The sequence below is a fragment of the Pseudomonas graminis genome (assembly GCF_004364335.1).
Taxonomy (GTDB): domain Bacteria; phylum Pseudomonadota; class Gammaproteobacteria; order Pseudomonadales; family Pseudomonadaceae; genus Aquipseudomonas; species Aquipseudomonas graminis_D.
In genome coordinates, this window is record NZ_SOCR01000018.1 from 1 (window position 1) to 26,461 (window position 26,461).

At 51.9% G+C, this 26,461-nt stretch carries 25 protein-coding genes and 3 pseudogenes; 18 read left to right on the forward strand and 10 right to left on the reverse strand.

The genetic code is table 11. The annotated features are described in order from the left end of the window. The coding region (locus EC919_RS25695) for a saccharopine dehydrogenase family protein (protein WP_208295015.1) at positions 1-695 on the reverse strand (695 nt) is incomplete at its 3' end. A 110-nt stretch (positions 696-805) separates the two neighbouring features. On the opposite strand from EC919_RS25695, the gene EC919_RS25700 reads away from it, so the two are divergent. Then, entirely contained in the window at positions 806-1,705 is a 900-nt protein-coding gene (locus EC919_RS25700; RefSeq protein ID WP_133777107.1) for a LysR family transcriptional regulator, read from the forward strand. Between the two features lie 117 nt (positions 1,706-1,822). Here EC919_RS25700 and EC919_RS25705 read toward each other — a convergent pair whose 3' ends face one another. Then, the gene (locus EC919_RS25705) at positions 1,823-2,410 is read right to left on the reverse strand and encodes a TetR/AcrR family transcriptional regulator (protein WP_243842344.1); all 588 of its coding nucleotides are present in this window, start codon (positions 2,408-2,410) and stop codon (positions 1,823-1,825) included. A 76-nt stretch (positions 2,411-2,486) separates the two neighbouring features. Here EC919_RS25705 and bdcA point away from each other — a divergent pair, with 76 nt between their 5' ends. After that, complete coding sequence (gene bdcA / locus EC919_RS25710) at positions 2,487-3,200, forward strand: SDR family oxidoreductase (protein ID WP_133777173.1); 714 nt, start codon at positions 2,487-2,489, stop codon at positions 3,198-3,200. Positions 3,201-3,279: 79 nt separating this feature from the next. Then, positions 3,280-3,939, forward strand: coding sequence for an NADPH-dependent F420 reductase (locus EC919_RS25715; protein ID WP_133777109.1), 660 nt, complete (start codon positions 3,280-3,282; stop codon positions 3,937-3,939). Between the two features lie 137 nt (positions 3,940-4,076). Here the strand turns inward: EC919_RS25715 and EC919_RS27245 are convergent, their stop codons facing one another. Further along, positions 4,077-4,244: a hypothetical protein gene (locus EC919_RS27245; RefSeq protein ID WP_166650633.1), complete on the reverse strand. Its 168-nt coding sequence runs from the start codon at positions 4,242-4,244 to the stop codon at positions 4,077-4,079. A 359-nt stretch (positions 4,245-4,603) separates the two neighbouring features. Beyond that, positions 4,604-4,846 carry a type II toxin-antitoxin system ParD family antitoxin gene (locus EC919_RS25720; protein ID WP_133777110.1) on the reverse strand — a complete coding sequence of 81 codons (243 nt, stop codon included), beginning with the start codon at positions 4,844-4,846 and terminating at the stop codon, positions 4,604-4,606. 1,380 nt (positions 4,847-6,226) lie between these two features. Between EC919_RS25720 and EC919_RS25735 the strand changes: the two genes are divergently transcribed. From EC919_RS25735 to EC919_RS25745, 3 genes are all read left to right on the forward strand, one after another. After that, positions 6,227-7,459 (forward strand): hypothetical protein, encoded by a 1,233-nt coding sequence (locus EC919_RS25735; RefSeq protein WP_133777113.1) that lies wholly within the window; start codon positions 6,227-6,229, stop codon positions 7,457-7,459. Positions 7,460-7,567: 108 nt separating this feature from the next. Then, positions 7,568-8,284 (forward strand): hypothetical protein, encoded by a 717-nt coding sequence (locus EC919_RS25740; RefSeq protein WP_133777114.1) that lies wholly within the window; start codon positions 7,568-7,570, stop codon positions 8,282-8,284. A gap of 358 nt (positions 8,285-8,642) precedes the next feature. After that, entirely contained in the window at positions 8,643-9,698 is a 1,056-nt protein-coding gene (locus tag EC919_RS25745) for a hypothetical protein (RefSeq protein WP_133777115.1), read from the forward strand. 452 nt (positions 9,699-10,150) lie between these two features. Here EC919_RS25745 and EC919_RS25750 read toward each other — a convergent pair whose 3' ends face one another. Beyond that, complete coding sequence (locus EC919_RS25750) at positions 10,151-10,420, reverse strand: hypothetical protein (RefSeq protein ID WP_133777116.1); 270 nt, start codon at positions 10,418-10,420, stop codon at positions 10,151-10,153. 391 nt (positions 10,421-10,811) lie between these two features. Here EC919_RS25750 and EC919_RS25755 point away from each other — a divergent pair, with 391 nt between their 5' ends. From EC919_RS25755 to EC919_RS25775, 5 genes are all read left to right on the forward strand, one after another. Beyond that, the gene (locus EC919_RS25755; protein WP_208295016.1) at positions 10,812-11,660 is read left to right on the forward strand and encodes a hypothetical protein; all 849 of its coding nucleotides are present in this window, start codon (positions 10,812-10,814) and stop codon (positions 11,658-11,660) included. 6 nt (positions 11,661-11,666) lie between these two features. Beyond that, positions 11,667-12,110: a hypothetical protein gene (locus tag EC919_RS25760; protein ID WP_133777118.1), complete on the forward strand. Its 444-nt coding sequence runs from the start codon at positions 11,667-11,669 to the stop codon at positions 12,108-12,110. Between the two features lie 3 nt (positions 12,111-12,113). Continuing rightward, a complete protein-coding gene (locus EC919_RS25765) occupies positions 12,114-14,198 on the forward strand; it encodes an AAA family ATPase (RefSeq protein ID WP_133777119.1) in 2,085 nt (694 codons plus the stop codon). Positions 14,199-14,305: 107 nt separating this feature from the next. After that, positions 14,306-15,115 (forward strand): FRG domain-containing protein, encoded by an 810-nt coding sequence (locus EC919_RS25770; RefSeq protein ID WP_133777120.1) that lies wholly within the window; start codon positions 14,306-14,308, stop codon positions 15,113-15,115. 207 nt (positions 15,116-15,322) lie between these two features. Then, positions 15,323-15,943, forward strand: coding sequence for a tyrosine-type recombinase/integrase (locus EC919_RS25775; RefSeq protein WP_133777121.1), 621 nt, complete (start codon positions 15,323-15,325; stop codon positions 15,941-15,943). Between the two features lie 259 nt (positions 15,944-16,202). On the opposite strand, the gene EC919_RS25785 is transcribed toward EC919_RS25775, so the two are convergent. After that, positions 16,203-16,568, reverse strand: coding sequence for a hypothetical protein (locus EC919_RS25785; protein ID WP_243842348.1), 366 nt, complete (start codon positions 16,566-16,568; stop codon positions 16,203-16,205). Between the two features lie 344 nt (positions 16,569-16,912). On the opposite strand from EC919_RS25785, the gene EC919_RS25790 reads away from it, so the two are divergent. Continuing rightward, on the forward strand, positions 16,913-17,137 hold the full coding sequence (locus EC919_RS25790) for a DUF6555 family protein (RefSeq protein ID WP_166650634.1): 225 nt from the start codon (positions 16,913-16,915) through the stop codon (positions 17,135-17,137). An 88-nt stretch (positions 17,138-17,225) separates the two neighbouring features. Here the strand turns inward: EC919_RS25790 and EC919_RS25795 are convergent, their stop codons facing one another. Further along, complete coding sequence (locus EC919_RS25795; RefSeq protein ID WP_133777123.1) at positions 17,226-18,821, reverse strand: histidine kinase famiy protein; 1,596 nt, start codon at positions 18,819-18,821, stop codon at positions 17,226-17,228. 63 nt (positions 18,822-18,884) lie between these two features. Then, on the reverse strand, positions 18,885-19,247 hold the full coding sequence (locus tag EC919_RS25800) for a response regulator (RefSeq protein ID WP_133777124.1): 363 nt from the start codon (positions 19,245-19,247) through the stop codon (positions 18,885-18,887). Between the two features lie 233 nt (positions 19,248-19,480). Between EC919_RS25800 and EC919_RS25805 the strand changes: the two genes are divergently transcribed. From EC919_RS25805 to EC919_RS25815, 4 genes and pseudogenes are all read left to right on the forward strand, one after another. Then, positions 19,481-19,753: a hypothetical protein gene (locus EC919_RS25805; protein WP_133777125.1), complete on the forward strand. Its 273-nt coding sequence runs from the start codon at positions 19,481-19,483 to the stop codon at positions 19,751-19,753. 115 nt (positions 19,754-19,868) lie between these two features. Further along, positions 19,869-20,645, forward strand: a pseudogene (locus tag EC919_RS28020) (PAS domain-containing protein); the annotation flags it as partial. 105 nt (positions 20,646-20,750) lie between these two features. Then, a pseudogene (locus tag EC919_RS28025) lies at positions 20,751-21,182 on the forward strand (methyl-accepting chemotaxis protein); the annotation flags it as partial. Positions 21,183-21,544: 362 nt separating this feature from the next. Beyond that, positions 21,545-21,892, forward strand: coding sequence for a hypothetical protein (locus tag EC919_RS25815; RefSeq protein WP_133777127.1), 348 nt, complete (start codon positions 21,545-21,547; stop codon positions 21,890-21,892). A gap of 106 nt (positions 21,893-21,998) precedes the next feature. Here EC919_RS25815 and EC919_RS25820 read toward each other — a convergent pair whose 3' ends face one another. Both EC919_RS25820 and EC919_RS25825 read right to left on the reverse strand, forming a co-directional pair. Beyond that, on the reverse strand, positions 21,999-22,229 hold the full coding sequence (locus EC919_RS25820; protein WP_133777128.1) for a hypothetical protein: 231 nt from the start codon (positions 22,227-22,229) through the stop codon (positions 21,999-22,001). Between the two features lie 237 nt (positions 22,230-22,466). After that, a pseudogene (locus tag EC919_RS25825) lies at positions 22,467-22,700 on the reverse strand (methyl-accepting chemotaxis protein); the annotation flags it as partial. Positions 22,701-23,039: 339 nt separating this feature from the next. Between EC919_RS25825 and EC919_RS25830 the strand changes: the two are divergent. Both EC919_RS25830 and EC919_RS25835 read left to right on the forward strand, forming a co-directional pair. Further along, complete coding sequence (locus tag EC919_RS25830) at positions 23,040-25,043, forward strand: putative bifunctional diguanylate cyclase/phosphodiesterase (protein WP_166650635.1); 2,004 nt, start codon at positions 23,040-23,042, stop codon at positions 25,041-25,043. Positions 25,044-25,308: 265 nt separating this feature from the next. Next, on the forward strand, positions 25,309-26,406 hold the full coding sequence (locus tag EC919_RS25835) for an alpha/beta hydrolase (protein ID WP_133777130.1): 1,098 nt from the start codon (positions 25,309-25,311) through the stop codon (positions 26,404-26,406). Positions 26,407-26,461: the final 55 nt, after the last annotated feature.

The window sequence follows — 26,461 nt, forward strand, 5'->3', positions numbered from 1 at the left end:
GCCAGTTCATCCCGGTAGGGGGTTTGATCATCAGGTTGCTCGACGCCTCTGAATCCCGGTGTGTAGGCAAATGGATCGGCCACCAGTGCGCCAAGGGCCGGATCCTGCGCCGCTGCTGCGACCACAGCGTCGACACTCAGGAACGTGCCACCAGACAGCACGCCTTGCATGTTGCGCACGCGGCCCCTGATCCGAGGCGCGTAACGAGCGAACTTCTTCATGACCTGCTGCTGGGTGAACCATACGCCGAGGTCAAACGGCACCGAATCGAAACCACAGGAGAACACCAGGCGCGCGCCCGATGCCTGGGCTTGGGCGTGATGGCTGCCGATCATCCGGGCAATCCAGGGGATCTCCCCCGAGAGGTCAACGTAGTCCGTCCCCGACTCGGCGCAGGCTGCTACCAGGTCCGAGCCATAGACTGAAAACGGTCCTGCGGTGGTGATTACGACCCGAGTCGCGGCAACCATGTCGCGCACGGACGCCCGGTCCTGGGCATCGGCCACGATCAGCGGCAGCGCTGCGGCGCCTGCCCAACTGTCCCGAATGGCTTCCAGCTTGCTCAAGCTGCGACCGGCAATGGCCCATTCAACAGGGCCGTCGACGCCGTATTGAGCGAAGAGGTATTCAGCGACCAGCCGACCGGTGTACCCCGTGGCGCCGAAAATGATCACATCGAATGTTTGCTTAGTCATGGAGAAGATAATTCCTGAAAGCGCCGCGAAGCGAAGGCAACACTCTAGCCAGCCTTCCTACAAATGATTAGATGGTATGGTTGGAATAGACCTATAACCGCAGAGCATCAATCTTGCGCGACACCGTTACCGACCTCTTGGCCCTTCTGCGGGTCGCCCGTGAAGGCAGTTTTACCAAAGCGGCGGCGCAGCTTGGCGTTTCCCAGCCTGCGCTGAGCCGCACCATCACCAAACTGGAATCGCGCCTGGGTGTGCAATTGCTGACCCGCAGTACCCGCAGCGTCGCGCCGACCGAAGCCGGCGCGCGCCTGATCGACAGCATCGGGCCGCATTTTGACGGGATTGAGTCAGGGCTCAACGAGCTGAGCGAACTCAGCGGCACGCCGGCGGGTAGCCTGCGCATCACCTCCCTGGAGCACGCAACCCATCTGGTCCTTGCCCCGGCTGCGCTGCAATTGATGACCGACTATCCGGGCATCAAGGTTGAAATCAACGACAGCTACGCGCTTGTCGACATCGTTGCAGAGCGCTTCGATGCCGGTATCCGCCTGGGGGCGCAGCTGGCTCAGGACATGATCAGCATGCCCATCGGCCGGGATTTTCGCATGGCATTGGTGGCCGCCCCCGCCTATCTGGAACACCGTGCTGAACCACTGACGCCACAGGATCTGACCGAGCACGCCTGTATCAACCTGCGCCAGCCCACCTCGGGAGGATTGTGGGGTTGGCCTTTCGCAAAAAACGGGAGAGAAATCAACGTACGCGCCGACGGGCATCTGGTGAGTAACAACATCTGGCTCATGCGCGACTTTGTCAGGGCGGGCGCCGGACTGGGCTACTTCCCGGAGCATCTGGTCGAGCAGGATCTGGCACAAGGTCGACTGGTGCGGCTGATGGAGGACTGGACTGGCACGGTCACCGGGTATCACCTCTACTACCCAAGCAGGCGCCAGCACAAACCGGCTTTTCGTCTGCTTCTGGATGCATTGCGTGATCAGTCAGGGCGCTGAGTGTCTTCTTTTGGCCGATAGCAGCCGCTTTCGACCGTCGGCTGATGGCTGCAAGGCAGATATTGGTATCGCTGGCCACCCGTGTAGCGGATGCTGAACACAGCATCCTGGTTATGCTCAGACCGGAATAGCTTGTGCGAGCGCAACGCCGGCAAGTTGTGCAGTGGCCAGTAGTCGATCCAAGCTTTGGCCGTGACGTGCGCTGGCCGACAGGCCCGCCATCGTAGTGCTGACAAAGTCTGCCAGCCGGTCAGCCTCTTGTGGGTAGCGTTCGGCGATAGTGTTTCTAATCACATCTTGCGCAGCGATATGGAAGCCGCAAGCGGCCCCCCGCGCCTCCATGTCGTTGCATCGAGTGCCTTCAAGCACCATACAGCCAGTGGCTGAAGGATCAGCGGCGTAAGCACGCGCGGCTTGCTCCAATATTTGAGAGAGCGAGACAGCCAACGGCCGCTCTGCCCCAAGTATCTCCAATAATGGGACGGCGCCCGTGAGGGCGTACCGATCCAGCACACGCTTGTATAACTTGGCTTTACTGCCGAATGCCGCATAAAAACTCGGTGGGTTTATACCCAGCGCATGCGTGAGGTCAGCAACGCTTACGTCATCGTAGCCCTTGGCATGAAACAGCTGCTGAGCCGTGGCGACCGCTTGGTCTGGGTCGAACTGTCGAGGGCGTCCACGTGCTGGCTTATCTGTAGTCACTATTACAAAATCCTTTGACAGTGTGCTGATCGATGATTGTATCATGCGCTACATTAATCAAGGGGGAGGTACGTTCATGTCGAATTTTAAGCACAAGTCGGTGCTGGTGCTTGGTGGCAGCCGTGGAATTGGCGCGGCGATAGTCAGGCGGTTTGCAGCTGATGGTGCCGACGTTGCTTTTACGTACTCGGGTTCGCCGGAAGCGGCACGTTCTCTGGCTACCGAAACCGGCGGCAGAGCCTACTCAACCGACAGTGCCGACCGTGATGCGGTCATTGCTCGTGTCCGCGACAGCGGCCCGTTGGACGTACTAATAGTAAATTCCGGCATCGCCATCTTCGGCGACGCGCTAGAGCAGGACCCGGACGCGATTGATCGTCTCTTTCGCATAAATCTACAAGCGCCTTACCACGCCTCCGTGGAGGCGGCGCGACAAATGCCTCAAGGCGGTCGGATTATCGTGATCGGTTCGGTGAACGGTGACCGCATGCCCATCCCCGGCATGGCGTCTTACGCTTTGAGTAAATCCGCGCTTCAAGGAATGGCACGGGGGTTGTCCCGTGATTTCGGCCCGCGTGGAATCACGATCAACATTGTGCAACCAGGGCCAATTGATACTGAAGCTAATCCAGCGGACGGCCCGATGAAAGATCTCATGCACAGCTTCATGGCGATCAAAAGGCATGGTCGTTCTGAAGAGGTAGCGGGAATGGTGGCCTGGTTAGCCGGTCCGGAAGCAAGCTTTGTCACCGGAGCAATGCACACCATCGATGGTGCGTTCGGCGCTTGAAATGCAGCCGGGCAGGTTTTTTTCCCCTGCCCGGCTCACGTTCAGGGCATTGATTTAAGCAGACCTCAGGTGAGAATTGATGACTACTATCGGAATCATTGGGGCAGGCGAAGTCGGCAGTCAGATTGCCCGAGCGGCCGTTGCGTGCGGATATAACATCGTTATTGCCAACTCGCGCCACCCGGACACGCTAATCAAGCTGGTGGCCGAATTGGGGCCGCGAGCGCGCGCGGAAACTGCAGCGGGGGCCGCGATGGCAGGCGACGTGATTGTCATCGCAGTTCCGCTGAAAAGGATCAACGACGTACCGATAAAGGGGCTCGCGCGTAAGATAGTGTTGGATACCAACAATTATATGGCCTGGCGGGACGGCGCATTCGACCTCGTAGAGAGCGGTCAGAAAACTATCCACGAGATCCGTCAAGAACAACTTCTGAAAGCGAAAGTCGTCAAGGCATTTACGCACATTCAGGCCCCACGAATCACTACATGGGGCAGGCCGGCCGGGTCACCAGATAGGTTAGCTCTTGTGGCTTCTAGCGATTTTCAGGAAGCGATTGAATTTGTGACACGACTCTATGATGATTTTGGGTTCGACACGGTCAATAACAGTCCGCTTCTCGATTCTTGGCGCAGCGCTCCGGGCCAACCCGCCTGGAAGCAGGAGCGGCAGACCGCGGCTGAGCTGAAAGTCAATTTACTACGCGCCGAACGTCCGCAGCCGCCAGCGAGGGGGTAGGCAACCGGTGCGGTCATAGCAGCTTAGGTGACTGCTTTGAAGGTAAGGTCAACTTCTAGAAGCGGAACCTTGCCCAATACTGACCTGTCTGGGAGGTTCAGACGGTGCCGATGATGCTGAACTCGGGCTGCGGCTGCCTAAGCTGTGCCGCTTAAAGATTTGCCGGCAAACGCGGTGGTCTCAACGGTACCGAACGCCTCAATTGCAGATTCTTCGAAGAAGCTTTTGTAGCCGGGCGATTGCTGGATTTTTTTCAGCTTTGCACGAGCCGCTGCCTTGACGTCTTCAGTTTCTTTGGTAGCCATGCCCGTCACCCAAGGTCTCCTTTTATGCGTAGGTTAGCCTTCGCAGTCGGCATGTCAACGTGTTACAGCGTATTGATACCGGGTCCGGCTTTGCGTCAGCAGCTGACTCTGCGCTTGTACGTGCATCAAGCATCGGCTTGAGCGCTATGCGCGGGTCAATCAACTAGATACTCAGCGCATCACTCGCAATAAGGTTTATGCTTTCGAAGTAGTCCGAATGAAGTTCCAGCTACCATCCGGCGGTCAGGACATTTCAGAGTGGTCCTCGCAGCTCCAGTCATTGCGACAGATCCGCTCTCGGCTGACGGGATAAGGCTCATCCTACCCCCCGCTAGTGCCTTGCCGACAACAACACGCCATCAGTTCGTCTTTGACACTAATTGGTGGAACGCGTCCGGGTCGAATGGGACAGGTTCGCCGCTATCCTCGCCGGCTATCAGTGCAGAACGGATAGCCTCGGTAATATCAGATCGCTTCTGCTCCCTATGGATCAGCGCACGGATGCATTCGCTATAGCTCGCGTACCGGCCCGACTCGATCTGAGCCTTGATCCAGTTGTCTTGTGCATCTGATATGACGATGCGTTTGCGCACAGCAGCCATGCTCGAGCCTCCTGGTGCGGTACTAAGATGCTAACCCAATCCTACGAGTGGCGCCATTCGGTGATGTTCCCTCTTTGAGGTCGTGCTCACAAGCTAGGCCATCACTATCCGTGCACAACGTTCTCGCTTTTCAAACGATCGATTTTGGCCCACAGCTGGCGCTGACGAACGCGTGCTGAGCGCAATGCCTCGTGTTTTGAGAATAGCGGCATTACCCCCAGATAAGGATACGTTTTTGAGCGTATCAATGCGGCTGTCCCGAATGTATCGTCAGTTCTCTAGAGCGCACACGGAAGAGATCCGGCTATGGATAATGAGCGGAGGATTGAAAAATGGAACACCCGATGGATGATTGTTGCAGGACGAGCGGTTTGCAGTGATTGCCTGGAAAGCCAAGCACTGGAAGATTGTCAGAGGCCGTTTTCTCATGCCCGGATATGCGCGGCCAGGGGAGAAAAACCCGAGCTTCCGTGGGTTGCGCTCCACGAGATCCTAGACTGCGCGCGAGGGTAAGGTGCCAGTCAGGTTTGATAGGGCTGTTCGCCAGGCAGGCTGTATGGCTTCGTGGAGGGGCCATGCTGGCGTAGGATGAGGGCTTTCCCATCAGTCCAGACCTTTTCCCTTATGACTCAATCCGTGCGGACAATCGTGAAGTGCCAAGATCCAGATGATGGTAGCGGAGACGTAATCATCGATCTCCCGCCAGATATCCTTGCAGCAATAAACGTCGGTTTGGGTGATTCCTTGAGCATCGAATTGGTTCACGGGACGATAGTGCTCAGACCGATTCGTGATGCGAATATCCAGTCCTGAGGCAGCTCACGGCCAAGAGCTGCCATTGGTTAAGAGATGTGTTAGCCGGACATTTAGCCGTGATTTGACCAGAGGCAGCTTTTTAATTTTGTTTCGGCTATGCCATAGGACGACTGCGGGGGGCGCCATGCTGGAGAGCACTGCAAGCTGCCAAGGGCGGGGTACTCATCGAACTTCGGCCACCACTCATTGAGCGCCGGTATCAAGCGGCCCACATTGATGTGGGGGTTACATCAGGACCAGTGGCATAAAGGCCAAGACCCAGTCTGCACACTGGTGTCACCGCCAGCCAACTGCAGCAGAAGAACGGGATGTTCACGGAAGGTGACGAGCTTGAGATGGCACAATAGGTGAGCGAGTCGCTCCAGAACCATCTGAGGGGCAACCTGTTGGTACCCAAGGCCATTTTCAGCCAACACAAAATTGCTGGGTGAAGAGCCGCGCAGCGTCGCGACACCTGCCACTGTTTATGGTGATTAGGTCAGTGCGAGCCTATTCTAAGTCAGTAACCATTCCTTGCAGGCTTCTGTGCTATAACAGCGATATGAATGTGGGAGCCTGATCGTCATGCCAAGCAATGAAACGCAAAACTCCGCAAAGCCAGTAACGACAAAGAAGAACAGAACAAATGCTTTGTGTATAGCCTATCTTCAAACTAAGTGGCGGACTATATTAACTACAAGATTTGCCTATTTTTTTAATAAGTCTCCCCAAAGTGGTCAGCGCATGGAGCTGATAATGGACTGCATGATAAAAGGTCTAGAGTCCTTCTTCTTGAGGTTTTCGAACTTAAAAGATACTCAGTTCAATACGCAAGTCATGCTGCCTGATGTAGGTGCATATTCCCAGCGAATGGCGGAGATGCTGTTTTACTACAGGCTTTTGGGGATGGGCTTCGGCGACATTAAAAGCAAGGATGCTGGGCCAGACTTTGTTGCTGCGAAAAATGGTGAGACCTTTTGTTTTGAAGTGGTCACGCCAACCCCGCAAGATTCTATCAGAGAGCTTATTGGGCGAAGCAAGTTAGCGCCTGAAGAGCGGGATTTAGTGTTTCGTGAGCGTTTGTTGTCAGTCACATCAGCTATCAAAGACAAATTGGAGATGTTCGAAGCTCATAAGTCGGCCGGACACGTACCAGAAGGTGCCCATTACATAATCGTTGTCAATGATTCACTGCTGCTACCCTATGACCAGCCCTGGCATGGAGTGCAAGCTGAGCTTTGCTTTGGTGACAGTACTCTACCTCTTGCCGTGGATGCCACGCTTGGTACTGGGAACATTGATTTCACTGATATTCTCGGTGAAGAACCTTCCGAGGATGACGGCGACGAGTTTCAAAACCTCGTAATGAGGAGCAATTACGGCGTTTCTATCAATGGAGGGGCGCCGGTTACTCCAGGGGACTCTTTGTTACGCGTAAAAATCAGGAAGAAAATCCCAAGCAGAAAGAGCACCGGCACCGTCATGGTCGATATAGCTGAGTCTGTAGGTGTAGCGGGGATTTATCAGATAACATTGCGGGAGGACCTGATGTTCTACCATTCTTTTAAGTCTGGTCAGGCCATAATGCCCGCTTCCGCACTGATCAGCTCGGTGAAAAATAAACAGCTGGTCAGAAATTCAATATTTTTCACATCAACATATGCTAAAGATGAGGATCTAGTTCAACCTCTTATGTCTCCTGCGCGTATATTAGGCTACGAACCACACGACTTTAACAATCAGGCTGTTTATGATAAATTTTTCAAGCCTGTGTTGGAAGGTGGTGAGTTTTATAGGTCACCTGAATCTAAAGGTTAGTCGGCAATCGAAGCTCACGGCAGCGTTGATGTTGCCGGAATCGGGGATGCAAGTTGTCACAATTGCATCGCCTAACCAATTACTAGCACTCAAGGATGAAATTACATCATGCAGATGCACATAGCCCGACGCATATCCGAAGCCATTGGTAGTTGGCTACACATGGAATTTTGCTGTTATAGAGCTGGATTGCTTTCCGAAAGTTCGTTGAAGGCCGCAGTGGGCCAGGTTCTTAGCTCATTCCCAATCCTAGTGAAAGGTGAGCGCGTTCATGCAGATTTTCCTCACGCACTCTTGAATCCTACAGCTCAATCCGGCCGTAAGAGAGAGCTCGACTTCGCACTAGTTCTTGCTGGTAGGGGGCTGCCAAAACGAAATGCCCAAATTGCCGTAGAAGCAAAGTGGGCAGGTTCGTCGCATTGCACTCCATCGAATATCGTTCAGGATTTTTTGCGACTCTCTGAAATTAAACGAGGAGATCCCGATACTGTTTGTATTTTCGTGCTAGCAGGATCGCATCTGCAGGTATTTAAACTCCTGAGTGGGATGCCCTTTGCGACGTCGGGCAACATAAATACCGGGGTAGGCTCATCCGGCAACGAGAAAAGACTGAAACCTAATCATACAAACATGGATCATCGAAATTGCTTCTCTGAACCAATTAAGAAATTGTCCTCTGCTGGCTTTACTATTCCGGAGTCGTTTGTTTGCCAATCACACGGCATACACCCTCTTCAAACAGCTGGCGGTACCGTGGATTTTCAAGCGATAGCCTGGGAAATAAAGTCTGTTTCTGCGGCCAATCTTAATATCAAAGTTTGGTAGAAAATGGCTTACCATTCGTTCAAGTCGACCCGCTAAAGCGGGCGGCTGAATACCAACGTGAGGAAATGAGCGCTTTTGGCCGACAGCTGCCGTCCATGAAGGGCAGCTATCGACCCAGGCCGGCCCCTCATGGCTGCTAACGCTTACCAGAACCAGTGACTGCAATCCGATGGTACTATCTTCAATCGTGAGCTTTAAAAGATTCCGCGTTTTTTGTGGAGCTTCGCAGGAGCGCAATAATCTCGGTTCGACTACCAACGGCTGGTCATTAGACCAATCCAATGTAACTATTTCAATCGACCAACTGTCTGCCGCTTCGGTGGGCGACCGTAGAAAAGTAAGGATTTAGGATCTCGAAATGTTGAATCGAATACTCATTTATTTAGGGTTGTTGCGGGAAGAACGATCCCTTGCCGACACGATACTAAACACTCGAAGTGCTGTCTTCTTTGCGAAAATTATGGGTGTATGCGTTTTTATTTCGATTGGCTCGAATTACATCATGTGGGTGCACGCCGTCTTCGAAGATTTTGATTTAGGGAATTCGGCCATCAGGGAGTACCTGTCGTCGGACTATTATGGGAGCGCTATGCGGGACGAGGCGCGGCAGTTGGAGCGGTACAATAAGGGGGTGGCCGATTCGTTACCTCCAGACTTGAGTTTCTATTTCCCTACTCTAGGTGTAATCGTCAAGCACGAGGTAAGTGTAGTGCCTGGAACAGGGCACAGGCCGGACGGCACTCCTCAGTACAAATTTGAAAATCAATTCAGGGTTTCGCTGAATTTCGTTCACCTCATATGGTTTGTTTTATTGATGAGCATGCTGCTGGTCTCTGGGCTATTATTTTTATCCCGTCGCTCACCTGCGGCGCTGATCCGACTCGAGGAGCTAGAGCTTAAGAATCATTTTTCACCGAGAGAACGATTGCCGCCTACCCGTGAAATGCTTGGGGTTGATAACCGGCTCGCTCTTATCTTCAAACGATTTAACGCTTTTGTGGTGTCCCTGAATTCCCGTCAACGCGGAAAACCATCTTTTGAGGTTAACGATGAGTACGATGTTCAGGACCTCATGCTACCTATGCTGCAAATGGAGTTCGGAATCGTCAAGCGTGAAGTCTGGGGCCCGGATATCGCCGGGTCAGCTTCCAGAGTGGACTTTCAGCTCGTCAACGAAGGAGTGCTTATTGAAATTAAGAAGACACGAGGGACTTTGTCAGATCGAGAACTATCGAATGAGCTCATCGTTGATGTCATTCGATATTCAGCTTATGAGCACATCAATAAAATTGTATTTTTTATCTATGATCCCGAGACTCGGATCCGGGATCCATTAGTCCTGTTGACAGATATCGAAAAACTACGCGACAAAGTTGATGTGAAAGTTTTTATATCGCCACGGTGGTATAAATAGTCCGAGGGTAATATAGTCCGAATGGCGGTATCAGAGTATGACGTAACCGGAGTAGTTGGTTACCAGACAATTCCTCAATTATGCAGTAACTCACAAATTATGACGCTACTGAAGCTGGAATTGTGCCGCGTCCGGGGATGAACTGGATAGAGATATCTAGGTGTGACCGAAGACTCAATGTGCGGGGCCCATTAAGGTAGGGGCCGAGTCAATGACTTTTGTGGCTGTAAATGCTTGCGCAGTTCGTGGTTACCTGATCCAGTGCAGCGATTGTTGAAAGCGTCTGGTCTCTGCAGCCTGTAGAGAGCATCATAAATCACCTTGGATGCGATCATGGGGGCATGCGCGGCCCAGCGTCCGATCCTGGCCGTTCGTTCTCTGTCAGTCGTGCGAGACAGAAAGCGACCCAATATAGATAGTCCATGTTGAACGCAACAAACTGTCGGGATGAATTACTCCCCGGATTGCAAGCGGTCGATAGCTTCGAGAAGCTGGCCGTCGAAGTACTCTGTTTCATCTCGTTCTTGGTCTTGCATGCGGGGCTTCGCCTCAATCAGCAAGTGTGTCGCCGCGATGTTCTGATTCAAAAAAGTAGCGACCATAAGACCATTCAAACTCTCTAGAGGTGTGTCCCATGCCTCCCTGCAACGCTGAATGAGTCCTGTGGCGGTATCCCCACTCCATGGACCTAAAATATCCGAAACTGCCAGGGTGGAGGTCATGAGCCTGCCTGTGAGAGAAATGGAAAGGCTGATAATTTCGCACGCTCGGTAGATTGATGAATAGCGAAATCGAATGCCCGCTTCTGGCCGTTTTTTGCCTGTCGCCAAGGGCAGTAAACGGCCATTAGCTGCCATTCGTCACCGGCATCGTTCGACCGCAACCTGCCCTCCAGTGGGCCGTAGTAGCCTCTTGCTAGCCTATGTGTAAGCTTCTGAGTATCCTGCGAACACCACATCGCCTCAAGGATCAGTTTTGGGGCCGGGAAGCACAGATGAACGGAGTCAGGACCAGATGTTTCAATCTAGGTTAGGCCTATTTGACGGAAACTCTTGGGAATCGCTTTTACAGCGAATACTCAAGCATCGGCACGGTGCAGATGGCTATGTCGAAATGCCCACTTCACCTGGGGATTGGGGAATCGAAGGGTATGTAGCTACCGGCATAGCATTCCAATGCTATTGCCCTAACAAGCACTACAACCCTGACATGCTATATATAAAGCAAAGAGACAAAATCACAAAAGATATTGGAAAACTGAAAACAAATGAGGCAGAACTTTCTGCGCGACTTGGCGACACTCTTATAAAAAACTGGTGCTTTGTCACGCCAGAAATTTTGGACAACAAGCTACTAAAACATGCGAAAACAAAAGAGGCCGAGGCTAGAGCCTGGAATCTATCAATTCTTAGCCCAGACTTCAGGATAGATCTGCACACAGCGGATCACTATGAAACCGACATTCATGCATTTCAAGCATTGCAAGGAAAAGCTCTTCACATCCCTGGCATCACCTTTGACTTCCCTTTTTTTGACACGGAAAGCATAAATTACGAAGAAAATATACTGCGAAAATCTATTGCCAGGGTAGCAGCGAGTTTTCAAAAGATTGAACTCGACATGGAGAACGGCGCACACAAGGCCAAGGTGGAACGCCTCTATTCTTCAACGCTTGAGTGTTTTCTTAAATATAGTCGCTTCCATGACGAACTGAACAAAGCCTCACCTTTACTCTATCAAAAGGTTAAGCGTCTTCTCTCAGTATTCCACAAACATGTGGAAGAGTGGTCTGATACTCTCAACGCTACACCCGACGTGCTCACCGAAAAAATTAGAACTGAACTAACGGACCTCCTGATTCGCGAGCTTAACCCCTCAGTTGACTATGCCCTTGCCTCACAAATAGTGGCCAATGAGATTTCATACTGGCTGGGCGCCTGCCAACTCGACTATAGTGAGTAAAATACTATGGCCACTCTCAAATTTACTCCTCGCCCCGCGCCAGTCTTGGCGGAACACAGGCCACTATACAAGATTGCGCAATGCCTATTAATAATTAAAGTTTGCGGTCGTTCCCAAAAGTGCAGCCTGTTAAAGCTCCATCTGATAAATTGGGCTTTAAAGAAAGACTCTCGAATTGCAGATCTACAGGCTGCCATACAAAATAAGCAGCTATCTATACCTGTCTGGGGGTTCGACCCAGCTCTTGCAGTAGCCCTCCAAATAGCTGCGGAAGAAAACCTATTGAGGCCGGAGGAGACAGGAATAATAATCCTCCCCGCAGGCGAGGAATTCCTTCTGAGTATCGATAGCGATCCTGAATTTTTAGCCAAAGAAAAAAATCAACTAGACTTGCTCGGCAAAAAGCTCACCGAAAAAATGGTTACAGAGACAGCCAGGGATTGGGAATAAAGAATGCATATCAAATCTTTTAGCACAGACATCTCCTGTTCAGGAGCACAGTTCGGTTTCGCTACAACTTTTCAAAAGGGTCTAAATATTATTCGCGGATCCAACTCCTCGGGCAAAAGCACCATTGTTAACTGCCTATTATACTCGCTCGGAATGGAGGAGCTTGTGGGCGGCAAGGGAGAGGCAGCGCTCTCATATGCTGTCAGAGACTATGTTATCCATGACGAAAAAAAACATCAAATAACCGATTCTTATGTAACCGTAGAAATAGAAAATCACCTTGGCGAAACGAGCAAGATAAAACGCTGGATCAAAAGCGAAACTCACAATACAAAGCTAGCTGAAGTAACACCCCCTCCCAAACTTGGTACAGGTGCGCAAGACACCAGATATAAATTTATTCACGATAACTACAGCGCCGTTTACCAAGAAGGTTTTTTTACTTATCTCGAGGATTTTTTAGGCCTCAACCTCCCTAAGATTCACGACTCGAACGGAAAGCGGGTTAAACTTTACCTCCAAGCTATTTTTGCTGCAACCGCAATTGAACAAAAGCGCGGCTGGACAGACTATATAGCGAATATACCCTATTATAGCGTCAGCAATGCCCGCGTACGGGTTGTCGAATACTTGCTTGGCCTAGGTGTCTTCAATCAAGAATCTCAGCGCATGGAGTTGGATTTGGAGTCCGTCAGCCTGAACAATTACTGGACATCCAAGCAAAAAGAACTCTCCTCTCAAGCAGCACTTCTACGCCTATACCTAACTGGAATCCCAAATAGAATAACTTCAGATTTTGACCTAAAAAATGTTGAAGCTTTGCGCAGTGCGAATGGTGAGCAGTCGAAACTTTACACCACCATCACAACATTGAAGAAACAGCATAGGGATCTTGAGCTAGCTATCAATCCTGACAGTGGCTCACCGTACTCTACAATATCCGAGGAACTGCAGCAACAGACGGAAATTGTCACTAAGCTGGTGGGCGATTACGAAACATCACTGAGCAATTTGACGATTTTCAACTCTACTCTGAGCACACATATTCAGCTCAAGACTCAAACTCAGGAAGAGCTGACACGTAACAAAACAACGAAAAAGCTTAGAGAATACGGCGCAAGCAAGCACTTGCATGCCGCAAGCGACTCCTGCCCGACGTGCCACCAACACATTGAGGATTCACTGATCAGCATAAATCTGACCGGATCCGCAATGGATATTGACACAAACATTCATTACCTAGAAAGCCAAGCAAAAATGCTCGCCAAGCAACAAGCGGGTCTGGAGATGAAAATTCGTGACGCTGAAATTATATGCCAAAATTTTTCAGGTCAACTTGAGAAAGAGCGCTCCGTACTTTCGTCCCTGCGCAAAGATGCAGCTAAAGGAAACATAGTATCTCAAGCTGCTGTGAAAAAGCAGGTTTTGCTGGAGTGGGAAATTGAACGCTTGGAGGACTTCTCCGACAAGCTTGAAGATGCACTTGCAGACATGGAAAAACTTGCCAGCACACTCAAGATAAACCAAGAAAAAAGAAAGCTACTTCCCAAAGATAGATATTCCGAAGAGGACAAAAGACGTATCCAAAGATTCGCGCAACACTTCAGGGGTAACGCGGGAGAGTTCGACTACCACAGCGCGGATGTCGCGGATATCGTATTCAACGAAGACTCTCTTTTGCCCCAGCTATCGCGGCTGGAATTGCGAGAAATCGTAGACTCGCCTTCAGATGCCAAGACTAAAGCGCAGGCCGTTCGCAATGGAAGTATGGCGCAAAACTCTAGTGCAAGTGACTTCGTCCGCTTGATCTGGAGTTACATCATGGCTCTGTACCAAACAGCATCAAGCAGGGACATCCCCGGGAATCACCTCGGTTTCATCATGATGGACGAACCTGGCCAGCACTCCATGGCCACGAAAAGCCAACAAGCACTATTTCGCATGCTTGCCAGTCAAAATAATTTCCAGGCGATTGTTGCGGCTTCTTTTGATGACCTTGATGCCGTTTTCAAAGAGTCAACCGAGGGTGTCAAGTTTAAATGCATCCACCTAGAAGAAAAGTGCATCGCACCGCTTCAAGCCGTTTAAAGCCGTTCAAGGAGCTAACCATGAGCAAGGATCTTCGCCAGACAAAATCGACGAAAAAAATACGAAATATGTGTGACCTATTTACAGTTACGAGTGAATAATAATTTATGAAAATCATAACTCTCAAGAGCTGGGATGAGTACGACAAAGCTGTATCACGAAAACATTATAGAAAATGGATTTACCGTGGCCAAATAGATGCCTCTTGGAAGTTGGAAAGCTCGTTACATCGAGCATTTGGAGAGGCCCAAACAATTCATAAGGCATATGCAAGAACAGAAAAGCGCATGAATAAGTTGGAGCATGAGCGAGTGATGATTGACCGCTTTATGTGCAACGCACATATTTATCTATCATCGCTACCCAAAGAAGCTGATCGCCTAAGTTGGTTGTCTTTAATGCAGCACCATGGCGCACCCACTAGGCTTCTTGACTTTACGTTCTCTCCCTATATTGCGGTATTTTTTGCTCTTGAGGCAGGTGAAGGTAGTGCTGCAGTTTATTGCGTAAATCATTCTGCTATAAAAAATGATGACGACGAATACTTTGGTAAAAATCGCCTTGAAATTTACTCAAGAGTACTCGATGGTGAGAATGAATCTGATGATCCATGTCTTTTTGCCTTTGAACCAACGTTTTCAAATCATCGCCTGCTTTCTCAACAAGGGTTGTTCGTGGCTACAAATACTTTGAAGCATTCGCATGAAGAAATAGCTAAAGATTATCAGATAGGCAACCCTGATATGATCAAGTACATAATCCCAAAAAAACTACGCTACAGCGGTTTAAAAAAGTTAAACCAAATGAATATCAATGCAGCAAATATTTATCTAGGCCTTGATGGATTCTGCAAGACAATGCGTAGGCAGCCGTTATTTGGCTTAGAGTGGCAGCGAAGAATTGGGAATGAATCATAATGAATGCTTCAAACCGTTTACTTAGCTTACTGTGTACGTAGAAGCCCCCTTACGCGCCTCCCTCACTCGGTCGGTAAGAAATGCCGTTAGCTCGCAGGCTTGAGTGCCGGAAAGGGTCGGAGGATCCAGCCGAATAACTGCTTTTGGCCGACTGCGGCCAGTCACGATAACGCTCATCCTCAAGCCTCCCAAGATGGAGGTTATGACATGAACGTACCATGCGACTCTGCACACCAGGTCTGGAATAAAGGCAAATTGGTTGGGCAAAAAGCGCCGCTCCGCCTACGCGACATCTGGGGCATCAGGATCAGACTGGAGCTTGCCCGAAACGTCAGAGATTTAGCGCTTTTCGATTTAGCGATAGACAGCAAGCTCCGAGCCTGTGATCTAACGAAGCTACGTGTTCGTGACGTCGCTCACGGGAGTCACGTTGCGGCACGGGCCATCGTCATGCAGCAAAAGACACAACGGCCCGTACAGTTCGAAATCACCGCGCAGACGCGGCTCGCAGTGGAGGGATGGGTTAAACAGGCACGACTCGGAAGTGAGGACTTCTTGTTTCCAAGTCGCCTGAAAACCTCGGAGCACCTATCCACGCGTCAATACTCACGCATCGTCAAGGCTTGGGTAACCTCCATCGGCCTCGACCCCGTTCCATATGGTACCCATACGATGCGTCGGACCAAGGCCTCGCTGATCTATCGGAGAACAAAAAATATCAGAGCAGTCCAGATACTTCTCGGCCACACCAAGCTGGAAAGCACAGTCAGATATCTTGGCATCGAAGTAGATGACGCCCTTGAGATGGCAGAGCAGACTGAAGTATGAGCTGGGAGCGGTGACGGGGAGCACCCCGTCGCTTTCGGCCGTTAGGTGCCAGTCGCACATCCTGCGCGTAGGATATCGTCTGAGTACGTCAGCCGAGAATGGAGCGAGCGTCCGATGAGTGAGGCAGTGCAAACAACTGTGGTTTGCCAGGACCCTGGGGATGGCAGCGGTGACGTCCTCATCGATCTCCATCCGGACGTCCTCAAAGCACTGAACATCGGTCTCGGTGATTCGTTGAGCATTGAGCTGGCCGATGGATCTATGATCCTAAAGCCAATCCGTGAAGTTGATGCAAAGTCATGAGGCTGGTTTCGGCCAGAAGCGGTGATCTAGGTCGGGCGTCATCCGGATTGATTTTGTCTTCGACGTCAAATCTACTCAACAACGCGGCTCCATCCGAAACACCAAGAATCTGATCAATTGCGGCTAATTTCTGGGTCGCACAGTCGAGTTGAAAGTCAGCGTTGCTGTATGCAGCCTCCGCCTCATTGTGGAGCGCATAGGCAATATGGGCCGCAACACGGACGTTCATTGGAGCACCTACATCACTGCCCAGATAATCTGCAAGCAACGTCCTGATCTCTATCAGTGCAAGCGCGAGTAGCCTGGTTTGAGCAGTCTGCATAAGAGGTATCCCGGGTATAACAACGAATTTGCGAGCGGATTTCGCGAGGCTACATAAACTTTCAGACTGTCAAAAGCGAAAGACCGTTATAGGTCGAAAACGGACAGTGGTGGCCGACCGCAATCGACCCAAAGCAGCCGCTCGACCTCAAGGCCTTCGCCAGTTCCTAGCTGCGTAGAACGGGGTTTACGTTAACTACTACAGATCGGGATTCGCCACTTGCCTCTAGGCCTCAGCGTGGACTAAACACCGTGCCACGGAGGTGCTTCAAAGAGACGGAACTTAGGGACATAGGAATTTTCCGAATAAGCGAACTTCGTCACATTCCGGGAAAGGAACTGCCCATGCCACACTCCGCTCATTATCGAATCGACTACGTGCACAATGGTGCCGACAAGAGCTTTTACGTCAGCGCGGAGACCATGAGCAATGCTGAGGCCTGGCACTGGGCTGCAGTGGATTCGGGGGTTGCGCAGATCCCGAAATATCGCAGAGACAGGGTCCAGATCGTTAGCAAGCCACTCGCCGAGCGGCACGGTGTTGTCCAGGTGCAGTGGTCGCACGCTTAGTAAGTCAGCTCAGTCTCGCAGGGTGTATCAATGCACCATTAGATTAAGCTGACAGGCTTTCACGACTGCACCGAACAAGAAAGGACAATCAGCTCACCCCGTTGGGCCCCTCCAGCACCTGCCGTACCTTCTTCGCCAGATCGGTGGGCACGTAGGGTTTGGATATCACATCAAACTCGTTGCCCCCCGCATCCGTACGCTCTAGCGAGTTCTCGGAATAACCAGTTGTCAGCAACACCTTTAAGGTGGGGTAAAAGCGCTTGGCTTCCCGGGCCAGCATCACGCCGTTCATTCCACCAGGCATGATCAGGTCGGTAAAAAGCAGATCAAATTGTTCTCCTTTGAGAATGGCAAGTGCCTCCTGGCCGCTGTAGGCCAGTCCGCACGTATAGCCATATTCTTCCAAGACCATTCTGGCCAGTTCCGCGACGTCCGGACGGTCTTCCACAATCAAAACCCGTTCTCGGCCTGATGGCTCGACGATCGCCTCCATGACGGGCAGGGTGTTGAGCTGGCTGTCATCCGCAGGGAAATACATCCGAATCGTTGTGCCGATGCCCTCTTCGGAATAAATCCGGGCCGTTCCTCCGGATTGCTTCATAAATCCGTACACCATGGAAAGCCCTAATCCGGAGCCCTTTCCTTCATCTTTTGTGGTGAAGAAGGGGTCCATCACCCGGCTGACGATGGAGGCCGGCATACCAGCGCCGTTGTCAGTAATAGCCACGCTGACATAACGTCCAGGCATCAACCCGTCATATGACATTGAGGCGAGGTTCTGAATTTGTACGTTCTTGGTCTCCATGGTCAGTAGTCGCTGCTGTCGTGATTCCATGGCATCACGGGCATTGATGAATATGTTCAGCAACGCGACCTCTGTCTGGGTCGTGTCCACCCTGCAATTCCATAGATCGCTTGCCAGAGCCAGCCTGATGTCGGTACCTATCAACGTGCGCTCGGCCATCTCCTGAGATGAGGTGATGATGGCATTCAGGTTCACCACACGGCCCTGAAGCTTCTGCTTACGCGAAAAGGCCAGCAGCTGTTGAGTGAGCGTTTTCGCCCGTTCAGCAGCGTCTCGTGCGTTACCTGCGCTGCGCAGAATCCGCTGCTGATCGTAATGCGGTTTATCGGCGGTACGCTGGATCATGTCCAGATAGCCAATCATCACCTGCAGGAGATTATTGAAGTCGTGTGCAATACCGCCCGTGAGCTGGCCCAGCGCTTCCATTTTCTGAGCCTGGCGCAACCCGTCCTCGGCATCACGCCGGCGGCTGACATCCAGCTGCGAGGCAAAGAAATAGATCAGCTCACCGGACTCGTTGTACACCGGCGAAATAAAAAGCGCGTTCCAGAAGGCCGAACCGTCTTTTTTGTAATTCACCAGCTCAACAGCCACTTCCCTATTGGCAGCGATGGCCTCACGGACCTGCTTGACGGCAGCTGGATCGGTTTCGGGCCCCTGCAGAAATCGACAGTTGGAGCCCACGATTTCATCGCGGCTGTAACCGGTCATGTCGATGAATGCGTTGTTCGCGAAGATTATCGGGTTATCAGGCCGTTTGGGGTCTGTGACGATCATCGGCATGCGCGTGGTCTCCACGGCAGCGAAGAAGATGTTGTGATCTGATCCGCTGATGTCTCCGGTGGAGCTATCGTTTACACGTGTTGGGTGACTCGCCATCGCTGCTCCGGCCTGCATCAAACAGTACGCTATCTGTGAATAGTCTGTATATATGAACAGTCTTTAATGCTGTGGTGCAAGTTTTTGACAGATCGCGTGCAACTGATCGATTTCAAACGGTTTGGGTAACCAGTGCACGCGATGATCAGCCAGTGATTCAGCAGTGGAGTGGTAGCCGGAAGCGACGACAACGGGCGTCGAAGGCTGAAGCCGACGGACGCGCCTAACCAACTCAATGCCATCAATCTCTCCTGGCATCTGCAGATCCGTAATCAGTAGCCGCGGAGGATAGCCGCAGTTTTCGATGAATCTCCAGGCAGCATCGGCATTGCTGAAAGGCGTAGCCGTGTAGCCATACATTTCCAAAACGTCGATTACCAGATTCAGGATCAGACGCTCGTCTTCAACAACCAGGATGGAGTCCATTCGCAGTAGCTCTACAGAAGAGTGTTTCTGCTCCGACAGAATCTTCAGTGGTTGATTCCTAATAATCGAGTGGAATTTGCCGGCCGGTCAGTCCAGTGCTGCGGTTAAACTCATGGAGTTCCGACAGTCCGGATGCCTGTATAGAAAAAACGGTTACCGACTTATGCACGGCGGGTCAGTCAGTTAGGCTAAGGCATTTTCCGTTCAGTCTCTTTGCTATAGAGAGAAGCGCTATGGCCAACCGTCTGCTCAACTCAGCCTCCGATCCGCAGCGTCTCATTCGTGCCTTGAGGCTGAAGCAAGACCTACAGCAGGGACTGCTTACGTGTCTGGAGCAAATCTGGTCTGCGGACTCCATTATCGGTCTAAGTCAAGCTCATGGCCGCGCCCTCGGTGTCAGCACTGGTCTCGGTTTAGCGCATGCTGTAACTCCGGAGCAGTTCAAGGTATTAGCTGAAGCCTACTCGCGAGCTTTCGACGTTCGTCTTGCAGTGTTCATGCACTAAAGCTCACGTCCGTCGCTGGGAGGTACTTGCGAACTTTATACTGTCTGAAAACAACTGCCTTTCAAGGTTTTTTTCAGGTTGTCGATAGCCTTGAATATCAACGCGAGCGGCCTTTATGTTCAATAACCGGTTAAAAAATAAAATCCAGCAATTGGAGAAACGGCTGGTGGCTCTGGAGCAGGTAAAGGCCACTCTGGATCTCGAAACCGTGTCCGTTAGTTTGGACGCGGCAGGTGTCATCCTGCAGGTGAACGCCTTGTTCGAGAAAGAGTTGGGATTCACCAGGGCAGAACTGTCCGGCCGTACCCTCCGTGAACTCAGTCCCTCTGAACTGCATGGAGATGTACATCAGCGCCGGGCTCTCGACGCAATTGCCCAGGGCAAGCATTACAGCGGCACGTTGCGCCTTTGCAGCCGGGATGGTCGACATGTCTGGCTAAGGACAATGGTGATGCCGTTTACAGGTGCAAGTGGACGTGCCGAGCAGATCGTTTTGTATTCCAGTGTGCTGACAAGGACCATTGAAGCCTCAAGGGAGAATGAGGCGCTGGTGGGAGCAGTGATGCGCTCCACAGCTGTCATCGAGTTTTCCCTGGACGGAATCGTGGTGACGGCCAATCAGAATTTTCTGAGCGCTATGGGCTACACGCTTCCCCAAATCCAGGGCCAGCATCATCGGATCTTTTGTCTGCCGTCCGATGCTGAATCAGGAGAATATGAGCAGTTTTGGCATACCTTGCGACAGGGGGCGTATGTCACAGGAAGGTTTTGCCGAGTGGATAAACTTGGCAAAGAGGTATGGCTGGAGGCTTCCTACAATCCAATTGTGGACGCTAATGGCAAGCTCTACAAGATTGCCAAATTAGCCACCGTTATTACCGACCAGGTCACCCGTGAGCGTGCTGTCTCTGAAACAGCCAGCATGGCCCACGGCACCTCGGTTCAAACCAATGCCAGCGCACAGCAAGGCCGAGAAGTCATTCAGAATACCGTCACGACCCTCAATACTCTTTCGGCTTTGATGCAAGACGCTGCCCATGGCATTGAAGCATTGAATACCCAAAGCCAGGCAATCGGCACCATTGTCAAAACCATCGGCAGCATCGCGGACCAGACCAATCTGTTGGCCTTGAATGCAGCGATTGAAGCGGCACGCGCCGGGGAACAAGGCAGGGGTTTTGCTGTTGTCGCCGACGAGGTCAGAAATCTGGCCCTTCGAACCACAAAAGCAACTGGAGAAATCGTCGAGGTTGTGAAGAACAATGAGCTTTTGGCTTCCAACGCCGTGACGATGATTGGTAAAAGCAGGCAGCAGGCCGAGGCGGCATTGGATTTAGCAAGCGAGGCGGACGAGGTGATCAAGGACATTCAGCAAGGTGCCAACAGCGTTGTTGCCGCTGTTGAGCAGTTCTCCGGTCAAGCTCGCTAGTCTTGATTCTGCGATCGTGATCCTGCCCCCTGATGGAAATTCGGGGCTTCGCGCACATCTGGTAAATACCCTTGCGCAGCAACACGCGGTGTTCAGCCACTCGCATGCACGGCAGTCGCTCAGCGTAATCTTCCCTAGGCTCTTTAGGCAGTGAGATCGGGGGGCCGGTGGCAGGTATTCGCCTGTTCCCAAGGGCATCTTTCACTGCACGTTTTGGGGACGAAACTTTCTGGCTATTAGCGTTATCAAATAGCCACCATGGCTCTGAGCATTCGAGCGCTATGGATGCTGATAATCAGACGAGCCACATCTTAGCTGAGCTAAGCCGCAGTCTTGCCCTGCGCAATCAACGAGAGTCGAACATGTCCTACCAGATCAAACAGCCCACGGGCTTTCCAAGTCTCCCACCCAGCCACATCAACGCTCTGGAGCTCGCCCCGGAACTGCACAGCATGGCAGATACTCTGCTGTACAAAATCCAGATGGCAGACTCGCTCGAGCAACTGAAGTGGACGCACGGTCGAGCGGATGGCTTTGCTTTGGGACTAAATGTGGCCGGGCGGTTAACCCTTTGGCAAGCCGACTATCTAGTAGCGTGTTATGCCGCTGCACGTGAAAAATGCGAGGTTCAGTTCAAAGCTAAAGCCGATGCTAACCAGCGTCAGGCTGCAGTTTTTTCTGGAGAGGCCGTGCCTAACGCCGCTATCTAAGAGGTGTAAGCCTCAAGCCCTCCACGGCCTTCTCCAACTTGGCTAGGGCTTCTTCGCATTCGTGAACGCATCAGTACTTCTTACGAGCTTGAGGCCACTTCTTGGCTCAGAGATGCTTCTTGGCTTCCTTGTCTAAATGCTTGTCGGCCTTATGGCGTTCGTCATTGTCATGTTTCACGCCTTTATCAACCTCACTGGCGTCGTGGTCGACGCCTTTGTCCAGCTCTCGGTTGTCATGGCGAATACCTTTGGCCACATCGTCTTCGGCAGATGCAAATGGGATAAGAGAGCCGGTTAGTAGAAAGGCGATCATGGCAGATGAAACGAGCTTGCGCATGGTGCAACTCCTGAGTGAAAGGCGAGGTTTCCAAAACCTCATCGCTTTGAGGCTAGACGATTGTGCTAAAAACGAAAGGTCTCTAGTTGGTCAGGCACTTCAACCCGTTGGCACTGATCACGACAAACTGCTCAGTCCCAGCGGGAAAGCTGTCCATGTTGTGAATCTCTTAAAAATCGCTGTTTGGCACTGCCAGTGGAGGGGATCTTGAAATAACGGCTGGATAAGAGGCCAAGGCTATACGCGAAAACGACGGATTTGTTCGTTGAGTCCGACCGCCAGTTCCGACAATTGCTGGCTGGCCGCTCGCGTCTGTTCAGCCCCGGCTGCTGTCTGGACCGAGAGATCACGAATTCTAACCAGGTTGCGGTCGACCTCGCGGGCCACCCGAGCCTGCTTTTCGGCCGCGCTGGCGATCACCAGGTTTCGCTCGTCAATACCTGACAACGACTGGACAATGGCAGCCAGAGCAAGGCGTTTGTGCAAGTAGAGAGATGCAGCGTCAAGGGTTGTACGATAGATGGAGATCAGCCGTCGTAAGGATCCCCTTTGTTGGATCAGGCTAATGGGCCCAACAGACCGAGAGCAACAGCAACTCCACCGAGGTGCTCAAATAACCGCCGCAGTTTCGCGAATGTCCACACCCAGACGACAAGCTGATCGACGAAATCGTCTAGAGGGTTAGGTTCTACCAGCAAACCTCGGGAAATCACCGCTGGGCAGATTCTGGTGGCTCAACGTTCGCGGCAAGGTAGAATGGTGGCCTATAGCCATCACCAAGGCTTCATTAGTGCAAGCTGTGGAATCCCTATGATAGAAGCTAGCCAGATTGACCGAGAACTCGAGAAAAAACCCAGCGCTGTACGCTTCTCCGATCAATTGGAACTACGTTATCAGAGCGATATCCATGCTACCCGCCGGCACCACCTGATCTTGTGCTTGATCTTGGGAGGATTCACATTCAGTAGTTTTTCACTATGGACAGCTATCATAAATCCAAAGGAGCTGGTATCAGCAATTTTGCAGATGGTCGGAACATGTGTACCTAGCACTCTAATGGGGGTGTTGCTTCTAAGGAAATTATCTGAGCGCTGGAGAGAGTACGTCTCCATGTTGCCGTCATACACAGGATTTATAGTTGCCTACAACGTAGTGGTCAATGGTGAACAGCCTGCTTCGGGCGAGCAGTCACTGTTTATGTTCTGCTGGCCGCTGATGCTTATGTATGTTAATACGTGCATGAAAAGCCCTTTCAATGTGGCCTTAGTCTATAACATATTCTGCTTGGTCATCACGGCTTGGGGAGTGCATACAGCCCCGATTTCCCTGAGTGCCGGGGGCCTGATAATGACCGCTATAGGCTCTTCATCTTTTTTCTCATTGCTTGGTAACTACTGGTCCAACGCCGAAGCCAGACGACGTTATCTTTATTGGCTCCGTGAGGAAACCAGAGCCTCTAGTCTCACCGATGCCAACAGTGACTTGCAACGTCTTTCAGAGACCGACTCGCTGACAGGACTGGCTAACCGTAGGCACATACAACCGCAACTGGACGCACTTACGACAAACCATTTGGATCGACAGTCCGAGGGTGCAGTATTATTGATCGACATAGACCATTTTAAACGCTATAACGATCATTATGGACATCTCCTTGGCGATGAGTGCCTGAGAGTTGTTGCCACTGCTCTAGGCAGTTGCTTCATATCGCCCTGTACCGTAGCACGATTCGGCGGGGAAGAGTTTATTGCCGTTTTGCCAGATACCTCTCATGATGAGGCCCGTAGGATCGCTCACCATGTACTGCAGACCATACGTGAACTAAACATCGCCCACCTCGGACGTACAGACGGCATCTCCATTATCACTGTCAGCATCGGATTAGCGCACAGTGCGAGTATCGAGCTAACCGATAGCTCCTCACTCCTGGATCAGGCTGACAAAGCGCTGTATCGAGCTAAAAGAGGTGGCCGTAACCGTTTGGAGGACACGGGATTTATATTTTCACAGAACGATGAATCGCTTCTGACCCCGGAGGATATCCGAGAGGCTTTAGCAACAGACCAATTCTGTTTGCACTTCCAACCGCTGTATCAGCTCGAACCTTATCAGCTCACTGGATACGAAAGCCTTATTCGCTGGCAGCATCCCAAGCTCGGAAATGTTCCGCCTGATCTATTCATCGCAATGGCAGAGCGTAGCGGATTGATTCATGCTGTAGGTGACTGGGTTCTGGATAAAGCCTGCGAGCACGCCAGCCGGTGGCACGACGCTGTGAGCATATCGGTAAACCTTTCACCTATACAGCTTGCCAACCCTGATTTTCCAATGAAAGTGGCGGGTGCATTACTCAAGCAGGGTCTTGCAGGGCATCGCCTCATATTGGAAATAACCGAAGGAGTGCCTTTGCGCATAGATGATCAACTATTGAAAACAGTTTCAGGCCTCAGCAACCTGGGCGTGCGACTGGCTCTGGATGACTTCGGTCAAGGTCATGCCAACCTGGCTTATCTCCTGAAGCTTCCATTCCATTCTTTGAAGGTTGACCGTCAGGTATTGAGAATCGAAGACAAATCCCAGCGCGAGCAGGTGTTGATGGCTCTTTTGAAATTAGGGCATGCTTTTGGTCTCAAGGTGCTGGCTGAAGGCGTTGAGACCGCCCAGGATCTCGAATTACTGCGTGATATAGGCTACGACCACGCTCAAGGCTATTATCTTGGACGTCCTCAACCCAATACATTTTCATGTAACACGTTGCCGCCCACCCAAACCCTGGACCCCTATTGTCATCTTCATATAGTTTCGGGCAACTGACTTGACTTGCTCTTACAAAACCGGAAAACAACTACCCATTAACTTGAATGGTCCTAGACGCTTCTTCGCAGCGCAGCCCGTAATAAAGATGCACAGCTAATATCGCCCGACTCGCGCAGTGTTGGATTCAGCTTCCTGCCGCTGATCCGGATGACTGCTGTCTGCTTTGAACACTACGTGTTTTCCTCGGACAAAGCGTAGGAGCGGCTTGTGCAGCGCCTACCACCACATTCGTCGAGATAGCTGCACCCATCGAGGATTCACCATGCGTTCGTCCCACCCAATACGTTGTGCATTGGTTGCTACCGTAACTGCCGTCAGCTTGGCAACCTTGGCCGGTTGCGCTCGCGATCCGGAAAAACCTACCTTGTCGGAATTAGCTGTCAGCTCGACTAAAAGCATGTTCCGCACTGACAGCGACATGCAGAAAGTGCTTAACGCCCAAGCTGCGTTCGATCCTAAAGCTATTGAAAAAACCACGCCGGAGGAAGCCCGTAAACAGCCTACTGTGGCTGATGGCGTAAAGCGGGTACTGGCCGACCAGAAGCGTGACAGCAGCCCCACAGCACTGGTCCCGGGCGTGGCAACCCATGAGATCACTGTAGCCGGTGCTGCAGGGAACTTGCCAGCAACCGTCTATACCCCTGCTGGTAACGGACCATTCCCGGTAGTGCTGTATTTCCACGGCGGCGGTTGGGTGATCGCGGACCGCACCGTGTATGACGGTGGCGCCCGCGGCCTGGCCAAGCAGGCCAATGCTATCGTGGTGTCAGTGGACTACCGTCGCGCGCCTGAATATAAATTCCCGGCAGCGCATCTAGACGCTGTTGCTGCCTACCGCTGGCTCACTACCAACGCTGCTAGCATTGGCGGAGACCCTAAACGCCTAGCGTTGGCCGGCGAAAGCGCCGGCGGCAATCTGGCGCTCGCCACTGCTGTGGCAGCACGCGATCAGGGCCTGACCTCGCCCAAGAGTGTGATTGCTGTGTACCCAGTGGGGCAGACCACGACCAACACCGAGTCGTACTTGAAGTACGCTGACGCCAAGCCACTCAATCGCCCCATGATGCTTTGGTTCGTGGCAAATGTGACCAAAAGCTCTGCCGATCTGAAGGATCCACGCCTGGATCTTGTGCACGCCAACCTTCACGGTCTGCCGCCAGTGACTCTGATCAATGCCGAGATCGACCCGCTGCGTGATGACGGTGCGCAACTGGAGCAGGCGTTGCGAAACCAGGGCGTAAGCGTGGAGCGCAAGCTGTATGACGGCGTGACCCACGAGTTTTTCGGCACCGCTGCGGTGGTGGAAAAGGCTCAGGAAGCACAGGCCTATGCCGGCGCTCGCCTGAAGGCAGCATTCTAACCAGCCCTCTGGCTGCTGCGATGTCAAACCGTAGCAGTCAGGACCTTGGCTTACA

Excerpts from the sequence above, each read along its gene's own strand:
- bdcA (WP_133777173.1), top strand. The coding sequence starts at position 2,487 with ATGTCGAATTTTAAGCACAAGTCGGTGCTGGTGCTTGGTGGCAGCCGT.
- EC919_RS25715 (WP_133777109.1), top strand. The coding sequence starts at position 3,280 with ATGACTACTATCGGAATCATTGGGGCAGGCGAAGTCGGCAGTCAGATT.
- EC919_RS27245 (WP_166650633.1), bottom strand. The coding sequence starts at position 4,244 with ATGGCTACCAAAGAAACTGAAGACGTCAAGGCAGCGGCTCGTGCAAAG.
- EC919_RS25720 (WP_133777110.1), bottom strand. The coding sequence starts at position 4,846 with ATGGCTGCTGTGCGCAAACGCATCGTCATATCAGATGCACAAGACAAC.
- EC919_RS25735 (WP_133777113.1), top strand. The coding sequence starts at position 6,227 with ATGCCAAGCAATGAAACGCAAAACTCCGCAAAGCCAGTAACGACAAAG.
- EC919_RS25740 (WP_133777114.1), top strand. The coding sequence starts at position 7,568 with ATGCAGATGCACATAGCCCGACGCATATCCGAAGCCATTGGTAGTTGG.
- EC919_RS25745 (WP_133777115.1), top strand. The coding sequence starts at position 8,643 with ATGTTGAATCGAATACTCATTTATTTAGGGTTGTTGCGGGAAGAACGA.
- EC919_RS25750 (WP_133777116.1), bottom strand. The coding sequence starts at position 10,420 with ATGACCTCCACCCTGGCAGTTTCGGATATTTTAGGTCCATGGAGTGGG.
- EC919_RS25755 (WP_208295016.1), top strand. The coding sequence starts at position 10,812 with ATGCCCACTTCACCTGGGGATTGGGGAATCGAAGGGTATGTAGCTACC.
- EC919_RS25760 (WP_133777118.1), top strand. The coding sequence starts at position 11,667 with ATGGCCACTCTCAAATTTACTCCTCGCCCCGCGCCAGTCTTGGCGGAA.
- EC919_RS25765 (WP_133777119.1), top strand. The coding sequence starts at position 12,114 with ATGCATATCAAATCTTTTAGCACAGACATCTCCTGTTCAGGAGCACAG.
- EC919_RS25770 (WP_133777120.1), top strand. The coding sequence starts at position 14,306 with ATGAAAATCATAACTCTCAAGAGCTGGGATGAGTACGACAAAGCTGTA.
- EC919_RS25775 (WP_133777121.1), top strand. The coding sequence starts at position 15,323 with ATGAACGTACCATGCGACTCTGCACACCAGGTCTGGAATAAAGGCAAA.
- EC919_RS25785 (WP_243842348.1), bottom strand. The coding sequence starts at position 16,568 with ATGCAGACTGCTCAAACCAGGCTACTCGCGCTTGCACTGATAGAGATC.
- EC919_RS25790 (WP_166650634.1), top strand. The coding sequence starts at position 16,913 with ATGCCACACTCCGCTCATTATCGAATCGACTACGTGCACAATGGTGCC.
- EC919_RS25795 (WP_133777123.1), bottom strand. The coding sequence starts at position 18,821 with ATGGCGAGTCACCCAACACGTGTAAACGATAGCTCCACCGGAGACATC.
- EC919_RS25800 (WP_133777124.1), bottom strand. The coding sequence starts at position 19,247 with ATGGACTCCATCCTGGTTGTTGAAGACGAGCGTCTGATCCTGAATCTG.
- EC919_RS25805 (WP_133777125.1), top strand. The coding sequence starts at position 19,481 with ATGGCCAACCGTCTGCTCAACTCAGCCTCCGATCCGCAGCGTCTCATT.
- EC919_RS25815 (WP_133777127.1), top strand. The coding sequence starts at position 21,545 with ATGTCCTACCAGATCAAACAGCCCACGGGCTTTCCAAGTCTCCCACCC.
- EC919_RS25820 (WP_133777128.1), bottom strand. The coding sequence starts at position 22,229 with ATGCGCAAGCTCGTTTCATCTGCCATGATCGCCTTTCTACTAACCGGC.
- EC919_RS25830 (WP_166650635.1), top strand. The coding sequence starts at position 23,040 with ATGATAGAAGCTAGCCAGATTGACCGAGAACTCGAGAAAAAACCCAGC.
- EC919_RS25835 (WP_133777130.1), top strand. The coding sequence starts at position 25,309 with ATGCGTTCGTCCCACCCAATACGTTGTGCATTGGTTGCTACCGTAACT.